Source organism: Halobacterium yunchengense, from assembly GCF_037031165.1.
In the GTDB taxonomy this organism is placed as follows: domain Archaea; phylum Halobacteriota; class Halobacteria; order Halobacteriales; family Halobacteriaceae; genus Halobacterium; species Halobacterium yunchengense.
Map to the genome: position 1 here is coordinate 95622 of NZ_JAYEZL010000001.1, position 16266 is coordinate 111887.

Sequence of the window (16266 nt, forward strand, 5' to 3'; positions counted from 1 at the left end):
GGCGAGTGGTGAAAGACATTGGAAACAGGGTGTGGGGGGTCCGGACACGCACCGGTCGAGATCGTCGTGCCCAGGTTCGATGGTTCGCTAGCTACAGCCGCTGTCCCGGTCGTGACGCTGGAAAGAGCGTGTGTGTCCCGTGGGGTGTCGTCGAAGTTGTGTCGCGTCGTATCAGTGTGTGGACTGGAAACACGGGGGGTTGTGCATGACGCGGCTCCAGCAGGTGTTGTTCGAGCTGGATGGGCAGTACCTCGGGCATCCGTACTTCGTGACGGGGAACGCGTTGTTCAACGCTGTTGCGCGGCGGGTTGATGCTGAGACGCGTCGGTCGCTGCACGTGAGTCACGGCGTGTTCCTACCGGGCGAGTACGGAGAGTACCCAGAGCAACACTCCAAAGACGGGTACGCGGGGAAGCTCGGGCAGTCGCTGCCTGACGTTACCTCGTACGAGGATTTGTTCGTGTTCCGTGACCCGGCGCAGCGATGGTTGCTGGCGTCACGGCCGCGAGACGCGCACAACGCGCACGACATCCAGTTGCACGGTGACCGGGTCGCGTTCGACGGGACGTGTTGGTTTGGGCGACCGAGCGGTCAACGGAATCGGCGACGGTCGGTGTCGTGGTACGTTCACTGCTACCTGCACGCTGGCCGGGGTGACGACGGGGTTGTGCCGGTCGATGAGGATGTGCTTGACGGGCTGCAGGTCGGCGGGGCGCGGAACTACGGGTTCGGTGAACTGTCGCTCGTCGACACGCAAGTCGTTGACCTGGAGGCGCTGGACTACTCGCGGCTGGAGGCAGCGCAGTCAAGCGCGGAGTCGTGCCGGATCGAGTTGGTGTCGCCGTACGTGCTGGAGTCCGAACATCCGAGTGGCGATTCGCAGAGCGTCCCGTGGTGGTGGCGTGTCGACACGGAGGAGACGAATGCCGCGTCATCGACCGGGTTGCGTCGTCGGGAGACGCGGCTCGTGGACGGTGATGAGACGTACGCGGTACAGACAGTAGATCACGGACAGGTCGTCCGGTATGTTGGTGATGACCCGGTGGAGACGGCGAAGAATGGAGTGCTGCGTGTCGGGACGCATTCCCGATTCGGGTTCGGTGAGTTCCGTGTTCGCCCAGCAGGTGAGGATCGGGTCCCGGAGCGCGGCGCTGCTGCGGCAGGGGGTGAGGTGTAGTGGTGTTGGAGCAGGTGGCGTTCGATATTGAGACGACCGGATTCGACGTCGAGGACGAAGTGACGGTGGTCGGGTTCGGGCTGTCGATGGGGGTGCGCGTGTTCGTGCAGACGGCCGGTCGGCCGCCCAGTGACGTGACGAGTGAGGTGGAGGAAGCGACGGATGCGCTGGTGAATGTGTCGACGCACGCGTCTGAGGAAGAACTGCTCGTGGCCGTGAAGGAGTTCGTTGCGGAGCGGCTCTGCGGATCGGACGTGTTGCTGGTCGCGTATAATGGGGAGCGGTGGCGCGGCGGGTTTGACGTGCCGTTCCTCCGCACGCGGTACGCACGGCTCGGGGTGGCGTGGCCGTTCGCTGATGTGCCGTACGCGGATGTGATGTCGGTCGTCGCCGACCGGTTCAACACGACCGTTGACGGCGAGGAGCATCGAGACCTGGCTGGTGTGTACGAGGTGCTGTGTGATGGCGAGTACGGTGCTGTGGATCCGTTCGATGGGAGTGAGGCGGCTGTGGCAGCGTTCGAGAACGGGTGGTTCGCAGAGCTCGCCCTACACAACGTAGCGGATGTGCTGCGGACCCGGGCGCTCGGCCGGGTCGCTGAGCGGTACTGTAGCAAGTCGGATTTCGGTGTGAAGTCGTTGACACCGACGAGGGCTGGCGAATGAGAGGGAGGCTGACGAGGTTGGTTGTGGATGCGTGAGTTTGAAATCTGGGGGTGTCCGGACCGGTTACGGTCGGCGGGGAACGAGTCGCCAGAGCACCTGTGGGCAAAATTCGCGTTAGACCGGCGGAAACGTGAGAAGCGAGACCCGTGGTTCCCGGGGGAGTACCGGTTTGAGCGGACGGTCGCGGATCGGGTGCCGGACTGTATGATTCTCGGTGAAGGGGTGAATCGGTGGATTGAGTTCGTGGCGGGGTCGGAGCAACCGTACCGGGAGAAGACGCGGGAGGCACTCCGGTTAGGGTTCGTGATTCACTGGGTGTTCCACAAGGACCACGACGACCAGCGACGGGCAGCACGGCAAGCACTCGAACCTGAGTTAGCGGAGCCGTTCGAACTCGGCGTGTACGACCCGTGGGGAGACGTGTTGGAGTTGAAGACACCGATCACGTACAAGAACTACGAATTCCCCGTCGAAAGTATGGCCGAGTTCCGTCCGAAGCTGATTCTCGGGTATCGAGCTGGTGCGGCTCACATCGGCCGGCTCAACGACGGGCTGGATCTCGGGATGTTCGAGATCGCCGGGTGTCAACGCCGCCTCATCACGAACGGCTACGGGTCGCATTTCCGCGCGATTGCGCCGAATCAGCAAGTGGAGGAAGCACCGTGGGGATGGCCGACCCGCGACGGGCTGAAACGACTCGTGGAGGCCGGTCGAGTGCGACGACTCGGGCCAGTCGGGAGTGGCGACTGATCGGGTTCAGGCCGTTCTGTCCTTTGCCCCGAATCAACAGAGTTTCTCTTTTTCACCGTTCGGCTCTGTTGAATGCCTTAGCGTCAGAACTCGGCTATGCTCAGACAGTCCAGGAAATGAATTCGGAGGGATTGTTGTGGTTCAGTCCGTGTTTTGGTACAGCCGGAAGCCGCTGACAGCGCACCCGAGGAAGGCAATTCCTTCCCAGACTAGAATCTCGATTAGTCCGGTGGTGACAGCTCGTCGCACAGAGGTGATTCCCCAGAGAGCGGTAGTTCGGTGTAGACTTATCGCTCCAACTGTTTTGATGGCTTCTACCGGTGAGACGCCGAGGAGTGCTGATCCGGCGAGGGTGAGTACTACGAGAAGACTTAGTTGCTGGCGGCCGAACTGGAAGAAGTTACCGACGGCACTACTGAGATAGGTATTGATGACGTATCGGATCGACCCGAACACACCCACCATTTCTTACCTATTCATTTTCATATAAACGCATAAACTTTCTCACTAATCCGGGATTCTATTGGCCGCCGATTCCTCGCTTACGTGCGATCCAGAGGATCAATGATTCAGGTGGGTACTGAATCCGGAGACGGATCTTGCGAAGGAGTCCAGCATCTGATTCCTCCTTAACCTCGTCGAATACGGACCGGTACTGTGACCGTCCAATCTTGGAGATAGCAAAGAGCTCGGCCAGTGCCTCATCGATCCAGCAAACGGCTGCAAACGGAAGCATGGCAGCGACGGTGATCCCAATCCCTACAACAAGATACGCAGGTACCATAACTGTGGAAGGTGCGAACTGGAAGGCTGCAACGAGGGTTTGTGGTAAGGCTATTATCCCGGCGAGGAGGAGCAAGCCGAATGTTGGGTAGAATGCCCAGAATAGGGTCCTTCCGATGAATCCCATCTGGTCGTGACCGACCTCGTGGAGGAAGACGTAGTCGACGACGTCTTCTGAGAAGTCCTCCTTGGCTTGCTCGTTCAGTAATAGGGTTCCAAACGGAGAGTAGTCACCCATCCGTTTGCTCTCGTCGTGGAACCAGTACACGGTCCGTGAGATCCCGCTGGCAGAGTATTCTCCGGTATCTGTGACCCCTCCCCGGTTCCATGCGTAAAGTCGAGTTAGCCCGGACTGCATTTTTCCGAACATGACCACGTAGCACCGTCTTTGCCGGCATATACGATTAACTGATATTTAAGCGGAGTGATGGTTGGGGTCATCGGAGTCCTGAACCAGTTGTCTATGGAAGCGGACCACCGTTGACATAGCAGTATTTAGAGGAGTTACCTACTTGCGCGCTCCATTCAGCACGACTGCTGGAACCGATCATCAATATAGGGTTTCAACAAGGCCACCCCTTCGTTTTCGGCGGTGGTCTCGTACAACAGGTTCCTGATGGGCACTGGGAGAGTCGGTCGCGGGATAACCAGGTCTATATGATACATCACGACAAGCCGTTCGTATGGCGGTTTTGAAGGAATATGCTGATTCGAATGAGAAGGACGGGTATTACGTTCACGCACGGGTTTCTGGTCGGAGTCATCCGATTCCGTTGCAGGCACCGGAGGTCACGGAGGAGATCTACCGGCAAATCGGGTACAAACCAACGAAGAAAGGACCGAGCGGTGGGGTTCAAGTCCCGAAAGACCTGACGTGGACGCTGTACGACGTCGGACTGCACTGGACGGAGAAATCAGGGCCGCAGGGAGACCCGTCAGACCTCGACCCCGACGACCTCCGCGATGCGGCAGGCCCAGGCTTGACAGAGGACGACATTGATGAGATTTTGGGCTTCACTGAGGACTACCGAGGGCAGTACCAGTCCCGGGTCAAGAATCTCCGCGAGAAGTTCACCGACACGTCTGGTGATGACTCCAGCGGGACCACACCCCCTTCGATCACGAGCCTGTTGGAGGAACTGTCGGACAAGCCCAGCTTCAGCGATGACGTAGAGGAACGATTGGATGCGTGGGAACCCGAGAGCATCAAAGACGACGACTACGACCCAGACGAAGATGGTGGACTGTTTGATCTGCACTACACGACCCGGTCTGAGTATCGAGAGTCTCTTTCCCTTGTTCCCGATCTACAGACTCGTCTGCAGGAATACGACGACCACCCATGGGAGGTAGCAGAGGTGAAGGCTGCGAGTGGGGACACGAGCGATGATAGCAATGGGTTACGCGTCTCGTTCCACACGACCGGAACACCAGAGCTGAATGAGTGGCGTATCGCAGATTACCGGGGAACTGGGGACGGGCGCGAGTTCACGATCTCTACCGGGATTGGGAGTCGAAGCTACGAGTTCGAGATTGAGGAGAACTTCGTCAGCGATTTCGACATGACGATCACGTACGAGTCGGTCGGGAAATTCGATATTCCGCCTGAGGACTTCTGGGGGTATGAGGTTGAGGAGCAGAATCCGAACGAGATGATGCATGCCTTGATCGCTGATTTCCACCATCTCATCACGGTTATTGAGGAGTTCTTCGACGGGCTCACGTCGTTTGAATTGGAGTCGATGAATCCGTCGGACTATTCGGTCTACCTTCCCTGACCCCCGCCGTGTGAGATTGGGGTGGCTGCATAAGGTAATTAGTTCTACACTGGGTTGGCGTAGATATGCAGTTCTTCACAGCGGACGACGTGTTATCTCATAGTACAGCCGCGTCGCCGGATGACCCAGTGACGGTCGATATCGACGATTCGATTCAGACTGCGTTGGAGATAATGTTGGAGAATGATTTTGACCAGCTCCCGGTGGAGAGTGAGTACGGGATCGAGGGTGTTGTGACGTACAAGTCGATTGCAAGGTACGTGAAATCGATGGAGGATGTGAGTGTCGAGGAGACGTCGGTGAAGATTGCGTTGAATACGTCGCCGAGGTTTGTCGATCCTGACCACGATATTTTCGAGCTGTTCAAGACATTTGCTGAGGACGATTTTGTCCTCATTGGTGATTCGGATAGCTTAGAAGGGATTCTGACGCGGTATGATATCCTGTATTTCCTTGAACTCCAAGTCGATCCGTTCCTGAAGATTGGTGAGATTGAGGAGAGCCTTCGACATATCTTCCGGGAGTCTGTCGATGATTTAGACCAGTGCATGGAGGAGGCGTTCGCTCCTCGTGCCGAGAATGACGACCGATACGATCCCCCAGAACGGCTTGAAGATTTCTCGTTCGACGAGTACCGACTGTTTATCACGAGGAATGTAGACCAGCTTCCATCCCGATTGTCGCAGGAACGCTCAATGGTGGAAGATCTACTTGAGGATATCCGGGATACCCGGAACGCGCTATTCCACTTCCGTGCGGAAGCCGATGAAGTTGATCGGGATCAATTGGACATCGCTCATTCGTACTTCACTGGTATCGCCAACACAGTATAGCCAGTGTTCGCTGCTTCTCTGAATAGTCGAGAGGCGAGACCAAGAGAAGGCACTGACGAGTGTGGTTTGTGGTCATACAGCATTCCACCATAATGCTAATGCCCCATAAGAATATATTTTGTAGTAGTTATGCTTAAAGGGCATTTTCAGTCGGCGGGGGCGAGTATCGAGCACGGGGAGGCGAGTATGCTCTTTCCCGTTGAGGAGCTTGATGCGACGGTACTTCAGCGTCGAGATGCGGAGCTCGCGCTTGCCGACGCTGACGGAGAGAACGTCATCGTCATCGCTCCGACAAGCCAGGCGAGCAGTTACTTTCTCACGCAGCACGCCCTCACCGCAATCCCCGTCGACGAGCTTTCACCCGGAGTCCGGTCGAAGCTCGCCGATGGGCTTGACACCCCGATTGAGACGTTTGAACTCATCCAGATCGGCAAGTGGGTCACCGATAGTCTCGACCATTCACTCGCCGAATACACGGACGCGTGACCGGCAGTATGGACGACGAATCGGAGACGAACACCGCGGCACGACCATCCTTTCACGATGACTGACTCGCTTAGGGACGACTACCCGGAGGCTGCCCCGTTCATTCAGCGAGCGGTTGAGGAGCACGGTGAAGAGTGGGTGCTGGAGCACTACTACGAGCAACTGTACCCGCTTGGGCGAGTGATGGCGATGCCTGACAAGGACGAACTCCCGTTCTACGACCCGGAGGAGCACGACACGATGACAGAGGATGAGAAGGTGGAGATGTATCAAGCGTGGTCGGAATACAGAGAGAATCTCCGCACGGGAACGAAACCCGACGAGTGACTGTCGCCCTACATTTTTCTCAGCGGTAGTCGTTGAGTGAGGTATGGATTCGGATCGAGCCCGTGGGATTCTTCTGGGGTTGGCGTGTGGGGATGCGCTTGGCCGACCAGTGGAGTTCAAGTCTGCATCGAAAATCAGCGCTGAACACGGGCGGCTCGACGAGATGATTGGGCACGGCACATGGAACCAGCCCGCTGGGACAATCACTGACGATACCGAACAGGCACTGTGTATCGCTCATAGTCTCGTCGAACAGCAAACGTTCGATCCGGCGGATGTCGCTGATCGGTTCGTTGCGTGGTACGACACTGGCCCGTTCGACATTGGAGGGATGACAAGGCGGGCGCTCACCCGGCTCAAACGCGGTGACGAGTGGGACAAGGCCGGTCAGCAGGTCTGGGAGCAAAGTCCGGAAGGCCAGAACGCAGGGAACGGGAGTGTGATGCGGTGCGCGCCGCTCGCTATCCCATACGCGACAGACTGGGAGCGACTCGCCGAAGTGAGTCGGCAGTCCTCGCAGATCACACACGCGGACTCGCGGTGTATGTACGGGTGTGCAGTTCTGAATCTCACCATCGCTGGCCTGCTCGACGACGCAGCAACGCCGTTGAGAGACGCCCTTGACTACGTCGGTTCCAACGCACCTGACGAACTCGTAGCAGCGCTCGAACCACTCGCCCGCGGTGAATCTCCCGGTACGTTAGAGACGTCAGGCTACGTCGTCCATTCGCTGCAAACAGCACTCCACGATGGGTTATTCGCCGAGAGTGCTGAGGAGGCGATTGTGACCGCTGTCAATCGCGGCGGCGACACCGATACGATTGGCGCGGTAGCGGGCGCGGTCGCCGGTGCACGGTTTGGAGCATCAACGCTTTCAGACCGATGGCTTGCTGCTCTTGATGAGGCCGAGGAACTCGAATCATTAGCCGACCAACTTACTTGATTCCGTCTCCGTGGGGACTCAGGAGTTGCTTGAAACACTAACAGCCAGGCCCGGTAGTATCTTCTAAATCAAAGTCGGAATCAGAGTGCTTTGGATGGCCGTGGATACCAACACGGTGATTTGAGCGAAGCCATTTCACGAACGGTGCTACTTTCTCGCTACCTCTCTCGGTGCGGCCTGAGTTTCGACCGTTGTGGTCACCGGAGCCTGGAACGACCAAGTCGGCGATTTCCTGAGGCACGGTAACCGGATTCTCCCCGAAATAATAGAACTCACTTGAAATGAGAACCTTCTCCCGATTTCCTTGCTTCTCAACATCTGTCGAGTAATTCGATAGGTCGTGATATCCCGAATGGAGTTGGAAGTAGTCTCCTCCCTGGTGAGTATAGCATAGCTCCCCGTCAATCTCGCCTCGTTCATAGCGCGTTCCGGCCGTCGCTCCAGAACTCTCTGGGAGTTCGGATCCGTCTACGATGGAGATCTCTTCTACCGCAGGACGAGGAGCATAGATGTTATCTCCAGCGCGATTACTATTCTCGGAGAGCGGTTTCCGGGCGTGGAATCGTGGATCAGAATAGTAGTCATCCATCTCGGTAACATACTCTGTTCTAAAAGCGTACACCAATTCACGTCGAGTTGGGTAGTACCGATTACCGACAGCAAACACCCAGTCTCCTGGTTTCGTTGAACTCCGAACCTGCGGAGCACAAGTCGCCAAGGAAATTAGCCCTTGATGCACGTGCGGTGCGAACCCAGTATCTGTAGCGATGACGTATCCTCTCGACGTTGAAGACTCGGAAGCTTGACCCGAACCTGCTTTCTCTCCGTCAGAGAGATAATGCTTCGGCGGCTTCGCACGAGACTGAACCTCATACAAAACATCACCCTCCAACCACGATCTGATTTCGTCTGGCTTCCCACGCAGCTTCTTGGGCATAGACCGTTTGAGATCGGTAGCGTTGATGCCGAGCAAAGTATTCGGCGTCGAGAGTGGTCGGTACTTGCTGTACCACAGTCCAGAGCCAGAGACGGTCGGAGAGGTCAACGGAACCGCACGCTCCAGCAATTCACTCCGGTCTGGGTCGCCACTTACGATTATTGGATAGCTGTCTCGACCAGGGGTTTTACTCTCTGGTGACAACTGTTCCCGCTTGATATGCGCATTGTTCGGGTATTTCTCCAAGACTCCAGCGCGCTCCTCGGGCGTTAGTTCCTCCAGATCGTAAACGGACTCCACGGTGAAGTAGCCGATAATGTACAGCCTGATTGATCCAAGTCCGTTCGAGGGCTCCAGGCTTGAATAGAACACCAGCAAATCGCCATTTGACAGTTTCCGTAACGACTGCCGTTTCTTTTTCCCTACTTCGCCATATGTGTACGTCTCAAACTCGGGGTCATAGTGTAGCGTAGTGGTTCCATCTCGTGTCGTATGCTCAGACGCAGTTGACCCTATTCTACTCGAAAACGAATTGTACGTCGTCTCTTCTGTAGTATCCGCATCTTCGGGAATCGGGATATAGTCAAACCGCCCATCGTTGTCTATCGGACTATGGCCACCACCACCAATCTCTCCAGAATCCAGCCCTACTCGAATCAGATATCCTGACATTATCGCAACCAGTGTTCCAACGGAGTAAATAGGTTCACCAAACTGAGCTGGTCGCCACTGGGGAGAGACGGTTCGTCGGTCGTTGCGGTCCAGATGTTCATACCTCGTGGCAAGGTGTTGTTCTGGTACGTGACGGCGTCACTTTGATTTTCGTCGTGGGAGACTGAAGCGTATGAGTCGAAGTATCGCAACGGAACTGACGAAGATACAGCGGCGACTTGCCGCGCTCCCAGAAGCCGAGGAGCCTCCACCGACCACGCTACAGGTACTTGGTCGGAGCACACAAGAGCGTGACTGGCAGCAGTTCCTCGTTCATTTTCTGACGCCCGACGCCTCACACGGACTCGACCACGCTGTCTTGGAGCACGTACTCGCTGCGCTGTCTGCCCGTGATGATTCTGGGTATGCGTTTTCGCGGTTTGACATCGATGAGATACAGATCGCACAAGAGGTGCCCACGTCCGATGGCGTTCCAGACGTCGTGATGTGGGCGTCCGACGAGTGGTTCATCTGCTGGGAGTTGAAAGTGCACGCATCAGAAGGAGAAGACCAGACAGATCGGTACGTTGGCGTCGATTCGTTCGACGGGATCGGGCTTGACAAAGCCGACGTACCCACTGACGGCCAGCACTACGTGTTTTTGGCCCCTGAGTCGGCGTCGTCGCCGGCTGCAGACGAATTTGTGCATATCTCGTGGGAGTGGCTGGCGGCCGAGCTTCAGTCGTTCTTGATGGAGAGTTACGATGAGTACCCGGCGCGAACCACGGCGCAGTTGAAAGACTTCGTCGATACGATTCGGAGTGAACTCACGATGACCGAATACCAAGAGAACCAGCAAGAGATGGTTGAACTGTACGTCGAAAACTACGGTGTGATCTCGGATCTGGAGGAGGCGTTTGAGGAGGAGTGGTCGGAGTTCGAATCGACGTGGGGCGACCGGCTGGCACAATCCCTGGCGGGCGCTGAACGTACCGAGGATACAGAGGTGCCCGCAGAGTATGCCGCGGTCCAGATAGAGATGGAGTCTGGTGAGCGTCGGTGGACGTTCCGTCAGGGAAAATCCGACTGGTCATGGCTATTCCCTCGGGAGTGGTGGACGAAACTGGATGAAGACCTGGCGGTTTCGGATGCGACGAAACCGAACGCGAGAGTCGGGCTGGTCCACCGGCTTGACCGGCATCAAACGGAGGCCGTCCGGGATCACACGTTGGTTGTCCACCTTCGAAACGCACCGTCAGGCCACGATAGCTTCTATGACAATTTCGCAGCGCGGTTCAGTGACGCCCGCACGGAGATCGAGGAGGCAATTGACGGAACGAAGTTCACGATTACGGGTAACAAGTCGAATCTCCTCCGTGCCGAGTACCCCATCAACGTTGATGCCCACGATGATTTCTTCGACGCGTACGTCGAAGCATTAGCACAGGCTATCCGCGAGGCTACTATCGAGAATCCCGAGTTGGTCGAGAAGATCGACCGGTTGTATGAGACGACGGTTGCGGAGGACGTCTCAGTGTGAGCTGTAGAGGCGTTTGTCCGGGCGTGTCTGTGAGACTCAGTCCGGTGTGAATCCGATTGGAACAGTGAGGGTGTCGGCGTCGTCGCCCCATGCTAAGTACCGATACTGTCGGTAGCGAGATCCCTGCCGTGGATCCAGGCCAGAGTAGTCGATTACCGGGGACGGCTCTTCCCGGTCTTCTCCGCCCTCCTCGTCGTCCGGGTACGTCAGCAGCGCCGCACGGATTGACGCACGCCGGTTCACATCCAACTGCTCGGGTTCAAGCAGGTACTCGTGCGATTGCAGCACCTCGTATTGGGACGAGGTGAGTGAGTCCCGCGTCGGCCGGTCTTCGGTAATCGCGTAGCGTACCTCTCGACTAAGGCGCTCGACTTCGTTGACAACGGTCTCAAAGGTGTCCCTGTTTCTGGGCTCGGTGGATTGGTGCGTTTCAAGCAGGTTCTCTGGGAACCGGGATTCGAGTAATTGACTCTCGTATCCACGTAGCTGCTGGTATCCTGCGGCTGGGGTTGTACTACTGTGTGTTCGGAGTGGGGCACCAATAAGCGGCGCGCGTATGAGCGCCCGTATCTCCGACCACTCGTAGAGGAAGTCGGAGTCGATACGATGGTACGCGCGTGGCTCCGAGTATCGCGGTTCGGTTTTGTCTTTGAGGTAAACCGATGAGAATGTCGGGCTGGATCCGTGTACTGGTACCCAGAACGCGGTGTACTCGTGCAGGTCGTCCTGGTGTTTTGGGAGTGTAGCGAGTCCTTCGACGTCGAGGAAGACAGTCGCGTTTAGCACGTCGCCGAGGCCGGTGAGATCAGTGACGACTGGGAGGGCATAGAACGTGAGTCCGGGGAGTGGGGCGCGGCCGAGTAGTGTTTTGGCCTGTTGGCCGTTGAACGGGAATTTAACTGCTGTTTGCGGGTGACCGGGATCGAAGGTGCGGTCGTCGATTTCACTATAGACGGCCTTGTACTGGAGTTCGAGGCGTGATGCGGTACTGAATTCAATGTCGTAGCCGCCCTCGGCTTCCTCATGCTGCGTCGGGACGATAGCGACCCCCGCATCAAAGTCACCCTTTGCTAGCTGTTGCTGCGTCGCATTCACCAGAAGCGACGACTCAGAGGGGTAGTCAGTCATATCTCGACCGTGGACTCTTAGTGTGATTATTCTTCGGCTGAAACGTTCTGTGACGAGTATTGTTTTGTCCAGCTGGGCGAAGAGGCAAAACGGTTAGACTTTGAGTAGATGGTCGTAGACCCTCTCAGTCGTCTGAATACTTCGGTGACGAAGCCGATTGCGGACATCGTATAGTGTGTTCCCGTCTTCTTCGTTCATCATTCGATAAGCAACGCCGTGCCGTAGTGCGTGAGGTGTGACGTCGCTTGGGTCGCCTCTACTCCCATCGAGTTTGTAGGGACGAATCCCGGCTTCCTCCGCGATCTTGTGAAGCATATTCCTCACGCCTTGTTCGCTAATTCGTTCGGAGGATCGAGACGGGAAGAGGGATGGCGTGTCTTTCCATCGGTTCGTGAGGTACGCTGAGAGCAATCTTGTCGTGTCGCCAGCGAGTTCGAGGGTCACCGGTGGCGGAGAACTCTCATTGGGGTAGTCCTTCTGCAGTTCCGTGGGAAGGTAGAGCTCCGAGTTGTTGTTCCGCAGGAGTTCGATGTCGACCTGGACGAGCTCGCCTACCCGGAGCCCAGTATCGTACATCGTCGTGACAATTGCTTCATTTCGCTGTTGGAGATACTCTGCGCCAGTCGCGTAACATGCCGACCGGAGGGATTCGACTTCGTCGGGGGTCACCCACACTTTCGCCCGAACTTGGGAATTTGCATAGTCACCCATTTTGAAGAATCCTCTTTATAAATAGTACTGTGCCACAACCACTTGAACTTTGGAGTCCACAAGTAGACTCCAAAGTTGATGGATGCCAGAGCAATCAAACGCTTCAGAAATACCACCAGTACGAAATGGTATTAAATAGACGCCCAATCTTCTCTACGTAGTGAAGGGGCGAATTCAGAACTTCGTCGACAATCATGACTGGACCGATCTGCTCTTAGGCGCAGTGATCGGGGCAGTGATTGGATTGTTGCTGACCTCGTTTGCCACTCCGTTTCTAAACCCACATGTAACACGGTTCTACGAGGATACTGGGTACTACTCTGCTCCTCCAGTATCGGTCGAAATTCAGGAGACTGGGGAATACCACCCGATCAACAGTTCTGTGCAGGATTTCGATGGTTTACAATGGCAAAGTGACTACTCGGTCTATCGGATTCAAATACGGAATGATGGACAGAAGGCAGTTGATCAACTAGAATTCACGTGGCGAGCACCAGGTTGCGTCGTCTATTCGAATACTGACGGTCCCACTGCTGGTGGGCAGTTCACACTCGACGATAGGGGTACCTACGGAATTTTCTCAAATGTGTCATTGGACACAGACCGCTACCAGTGCACGAAGGTCATTCAGGTCATAGAGGGTGAGCTCTCACCGGATGAGTCCTTGGCCGTTGAATTTGTTACCACATCTGACTTTGACCGATGTGATGTGCTTATCGACCTGAACCCAAGGAATCAGCATCTCCTTGAATACAGTTGGGAAAAGAATGGGATTCGATTCGATGAGCAGCGCCCTGTGCATCCTACCCATCTGAAGTCATCGTATCAAGAGGTTCAGAATGTAACTTTCGTAGGGACGCGAGAGAGCCTCACCATGTCCTCTGGTGAGCATATCCACAGCTTTGCTGTTGGCGTACGAGGTGACGACCTACAAGACGCGGTCAAGAAGTGTTCGAATGCCTCTAAGTGACTGGTTCGGCACCTGGGTAGACAATAGAGGGGTCGCAGGCGGGATCAGCATCATCTGGAAGGGTTGAGTAGTCCCCTGAAGATTCGCGTGCTGTTAGGGCGAGGATGGCGGCATCGAGGACGTCGTCGACGCGGCCAGACTGGATTCGGTGGTGCCATTGGCTGTTTGCTCGTCGCTCGTCAGCCAGGTCGAGCACTGGTTTGAAAGATTCGCCGCCGTTCTTGATGAGACACTCTTTCCGGGCTTCGAAACCGGCGTCGCTCTTCTTTGACGGGAGATCATCGCCATTGTACGCTTTGAAACATACCTCTGGATGGCTTTCGTAGACCGTCTCACCTGCAGTCTCGACTTCATCCAGCAATGCGTTTACTTCTCGGATTCGCGGAATGAGGCCCCAGCTGTGGCTTCCCAGCCCCCGAGAATTCTTCGTTACGGCCTCGTCATAATCCCTTGCTGTCACTGCGTCTCTGTTCGGTGTCCAGAAGACAGTGCTGCCACGAGAACCAAGTAGGTCCTTAGCTTTTTGATCACACTCTCGGTTCTCTTCACTTTCCAAGTGAACTGGGATGTCCACGAGGATCTCGCTCGCCTGATCTCCATACTCGTGCCAGACGTTCAGTAACGAGGGTTCTGCACCGACGCTGGTGGTCTCTGTGGTCGCTTCGACAACGACCCATGATCCGCTTGCCCAATCCACGCCGACGTGTGAATCCATAGAGGAGAGAACTGCCAGTCACACTTAGTTTCCAGTTACTCTATGGGCCTTGTTTAGACTCTGTGTACGCTGAGCGGTTACAAGGACAACTTTCACCGAGCGGTCTCCCAACGGGTACCTTTATTTATGACTGGATTTAGAGTCTATGTAGGCTGAGCGGCTATGGGGTCAACAAACGAGGAGGAGACTCAACGGAAGAGCCTGTCGGCGCGTGAGTCGCAGGCACTGTCCCGGCTCGCAAGTGAGGGCCGACAGGTCATCAGCATTAGTGACATCACGGACGCGCTTGACATCCCGCGGAAGTCGGCTAAGGACATGGCGTATGCCCTCAAGGAGAAAGGCTGGCTTGAGCGGATCGCACACGGGAAGTACCTCATTCTGCCGCTCGCTGCGGGCGAGAATGCCGTGTATACTGAACACGAGTTCGTGATTGCGTCTGCACTCGTAGAGCCGATGTACATCGGGTACTGGAGTGCACTGAACCATCACGGACTGACAGAGCAGCTGTCCCGCACTGTGTACGTCGTGACGACAGAACGTGCCCAAGAGCGTGAAATCCACGGGGTCACGTATCGACCCGTGACCGTCACTGAGCAGAAATTCTTCGGCTATCAACCGACTGCAGTCGGGCCGAACCAGGTGAATATTTCGAGTATCGAGAAGACGCTGGTCGATTGTGCCGACCATCCGGAGTTCTGCGGGGGTATCAGCGAGCTTGCGAAGGCAATGCAGAACGCTGTCGACACGCGCTGTTCGTGGGAACGCGTCGTTGAGTACCTGCGGAGAGTTGGGAACGGTGCCGCAACGAAACGACTCGTGTATCTCGCCGACCAGTTGGACATCTCCCTGCCAGAGTACGAGGCCCTCGTCGAAGACTTCACGACCGGGTACCCGCTGCTCGATCCAACGCGAGAAGCGACGGGAATCCGGGACAGCACGTACCAACTTCGTCTGAACGTCAGCCCCGAATCATTCCTCCCGGATGACTCCTCATGATTTCTGAAGCGCAACTTCGACGGCTGGCCAGAGAGTTAGATGTCCGCCTCGGCTATGCGGAGAAGAACTACGTCAATTCGTGGATCCTCTGGGCGATCTACACGAGCTCCTACGGCGACAACCTGCTGTTCAAAGGAGGCACTGCACTCAGCAAGCTGTACTTCCCGGAGACGTGGCGCTACTCGGAAGACCTTGATTTCGGTGTTGAGGGCGAGTACCACGGAAGCGAAGCGGAGTTGCAAGGCGCATTGGAAGACGCTGCCCGAGCCTCTGGTATCAACTTCGAGGTGACCAAACACCGTGAACTACAGAAAGAAGCGTATCCGACGCACTACGTCGATATCGACATCCAGTATAATGGTGTGCTCGGTCACAAGAACACGACGAGTCTCGACGTTATGATCGATGAATACGTTGCGTTCGATTCAGTGAATCATCACCACAGCTACGAGGACGTTCCCGAATTCGAGTTGACTGCATACAGTCTGGAGGAGATTTTCGCTGAGAAGTTGCGGGCGCTCTATCAGCGGTCACAGGCTCGTGATTACTACGACCTGTATCGGATGCTTACGGAGGCCGACGTTGATGACTCGGTCATTCTTCCGGCATTCACGCGGAAGTGTGAACACGACGGTCTAGACATCAACCTTCGGGACGGGCTTCCCGGAGAGAAACGGGGTGAGATCCGTGACGGGTGGCAGCACACGCTTCCCGATTTGGTCGCAGATCTTACTGAGTTCAGTGCCGTGTATGAAGCACTCGAAGACTACATCGATTCGCTGGTAGACGATTAGCAGTATTAGTCCTAGAGAGGGGCGACGGCACGGCCGAGTTCCCGTGCGTGTTCGCTCTCATCCATGTCGTACCGCGCTTCTA

18 protein-coding genes are annotated in these 16266 nt (G+C 56.1%); 12 read left to right on the top strand and 6 right to left on the bottom strand.

What is annotated here, in order from left to right:
* Positions 1-205: 205 nt before the first annotated feature.
* Genes U5911_RS00440 through U5911_RS00450 form a run of 3 tightly spaced genes read left to right on the top strand, consistent with a single transcriptional unit; the run spans position 206 to position 2592 of the window.
* Positions 206-1177, top strand: coding sequence for a hypothetical protein (locus U5911_RS00440; protein WP_336034340.1), 972 nt, complete (start codon positions 206-208; stop codon positions 1175-1177).
* Positions 1177-1842: a hypothetical protein gene (locus U5911_RS00445; protein ID WP_336034341.1), complete on the top strand. Its 666-nt coding sequence runs from the start codon at positions 1177-1179 to the stop codon at positions 1840-1842. Before U5911_RS00440 ends, U5911_RS00445 begins: the two co-directional genes overlap by 1 nt.
* Before the next feature lie 27 nt (positions 1843-1869).
* The gene (locus tag U5911_RS00450) at positions 1870-2592 is read left to right on the top strand and encodes a hypothetical protein (protein ID WP_336034343.1); all 723 of its coding nucleotides are present in this window, start codon (positions 1870-1872) and stop codon (positions 2590-2592) included.
* A 141-nt stretch (positions 2593-2733) separates the two neighbouring features.
* Here the strand turns inward: U5911_RS00450 and U5911_RS00455 are convergent, their stop codons facing one another.
* Both U5911_RS00455 and U5911_RS00460 read right to left on the bottom strand, forming a co-directional pair.
* Positions 2734-3057: a hypothetical protein gene (locus U5911_RS00455; RefSeq protein WP_336034345.1), complete on the bottom strand. Its 324-nt coding sequence runs from the start codon at positions 3055-3057 to the stop codon at positions 2734-2736.
* Positions 3058-3112: 55 nt separating this feature from the next.
* The gene (locus U5911_RS00460; RefSeq protein WP_336034346.1) at positions 3113-3745 is read right to left on the bottom strand and encodes a hypothetical protein; all 633 of its coding nucleotides are present in this window, start codon (positions 3743-3745) and stop codon (positions 3113-3115) included.
* Between the two features lie 313 nt (positions 3746-4058).
* On the opposite strand from U5911_RS00460, the gene U5911_RS00465 reads away from it, so the two are divergent.
* From U5911_RS00465 to U5911_RS00485, 5 genes are all read left to right on the top strand, one after another.
* Entirely contained in the window at positions 4059-5153 is a 1095-nt protein-coding gene (locus U5911_RS00465; protein ID WP_336034348.1) for a hypothetical protein, read from the top strand.
* Positions 5154-5218: 65 nt separating this feature from the next.
* Entirely contained in the window at positions 5219-5986 is a 768-nt protein-coding gene (locus U5911_RS00470; RefSeq protein ID WP_336034350.1) for a CBS domain-containing protein, read from the top strand.
* A 129-nt stretch (positions 5987-6115) separates the two neighbouring features.
* Complete coding sequence (locus U5911_RS00475; RefSeq protein WP_418771475.1) at positions 6116-6472, top strand: DUF8165 family protein; 357 nt, start codon at positions 6116-6118, stop codon at positions 6470-6472.
* 57 nt (positions 6473-6529) lie between these two features.
* Complete coding sequence (locus U5911_RS00480) at positions 6530-6799, top strand: DUF8110 family protein (RefSeq protein ID WP_336034352.1); 270 nt, start codon at positions 6530-6532, stop codon at positions 6797-6799.
* Between the two features lie 43 nt (positions 6800-6842).
* Positions 6843-7742 (top strand): ADP-ribosylglycohydrolase family protein, encoded by a 900-nt coding sequence (locus U5911_RS00485; protein ID WP_336034353.1) that lies wholly within the window; start codon positions 6843-6845, stop codon positions 7740-7742.
* A 37-nt stretch (positions 7743-7779) separates the two neighbouring features.
* Here U5911_RS00485 and U5911_RS00490 read toward each other — a convergent pair whose 3' ends face one another.
* Entirely contained in the window at positions 7780-9351 is a 1572-nt protein-coding gene (locus U5911_RS00490) for an Nmad2 family putative nucleotide modification protein (RefSeq protein ID WP_336034354.1), read from the bottom strand.
* Between the two features lie 172 nt (positions 9352-9523).
* Here U5911_RS00490 and U5911_RS00495 point away from each other — a divergent pair, with 172 nt between their 5' ends.
* Entirely contained in the window at positions 9524-10870 is a 1347-nt protein-coding gene (locus tag U5911_RS00495) for a PD-(D/E)XK nuclease family protein (protein ID WP_336034356.1), read from the top strand.
* Between the two features lie 36 nt (positions 10871-10906).
* Here U5911_RS00495 and U5911_RS00500 read toward each other — a convergent pair whose 3' ends face one another.
* Positions 10907-11998: a hypothetical protein gene (locus U5911_RS00500; protein ID WP_336034357.1), complete on the bottom strand. Its 1092-nt coding sequence runs from the start codon at positions 11996-11998 to the stop codon at positions 10907-10909.
* A 93-nt stretch (positions 11999-12091) separates the two neighbouring features.
* Entirely contained in the window at positions 12092-12709 is a 618-nt protein-coding gene (locus U5911_RS00505; RefSeq protein WP_336034359.1) for a tyrosine-type recombinase/integrase, read from the bottom strand.
* Positions 12710-12869: 160 nt separating this feature from the next.
* Here U5911_RS00505 and U5911_RS00510 point away from each other — a divergent pair, with 160 nt between their 5' ends.
* The gene (locus U5911_RS00510) at positions 12870-13679 is read left to right on the top strand and encodes a hypothetical protein (RefSeq protein WP_336034360.1); all 810 of its coding nucleotides are present in this window, start codon (positions 12870-12872) and stop codon (positions 13677-13679) included.
* Here the strand turns inward: U5911_RS00510 and U5911_RS00515 are convergent.
* Positions 13672-14394: a DUF429 domain-containing protein gene (locus U5911_RS00515; RefSeq protein ID WP_336034361.1), complete on the bottom strand. Its 723-nt coding sequence runs from the start codon at positions 14392-14394 to the stop codon at positions 13672-13674. The genes U5911_RS00510 and U5911_RS00515 overlap by 8 nt on opposite strands.
* A gap of 162 nt (positions 14395-14556) precedes the next feature.
* On the opposite strand from U5911_RS00515, the gene U5911_RS00520 reads away from it, so the two are divergent.
* Together U5911_RS00520 and U5911_RS00525 are read left to right on the top strand one after the other, a co-directional pair.
* Positions 14557-15390: a type IV toxin-antitoxin system AbiEi family antitoxin domain-containing protein gene (locus U5911_RS00520; protein ID WP_336034362.1), complete on the top strand. Its 834-nt coding sequence runs from the start codon at positions 14557-14559 to the stop codon at positions 15388-15390.
* Positions 15387-16184, top strand: coding sequence for a nucleotidyl transferase AbiEii/AbiGii toxin family protein (locus U5911_RS00525; protein ID WP_336034363.1), 798 nt, complete (start codon positions 15387-15389; stop codon positions 16182-16184). Before U5911_RS00520 ends, U5911_RS00525 begins: the two co-directional genes overlap by 4 nt.
* Positions 16185-16266 lie beyond the last annotated feature (82 nt).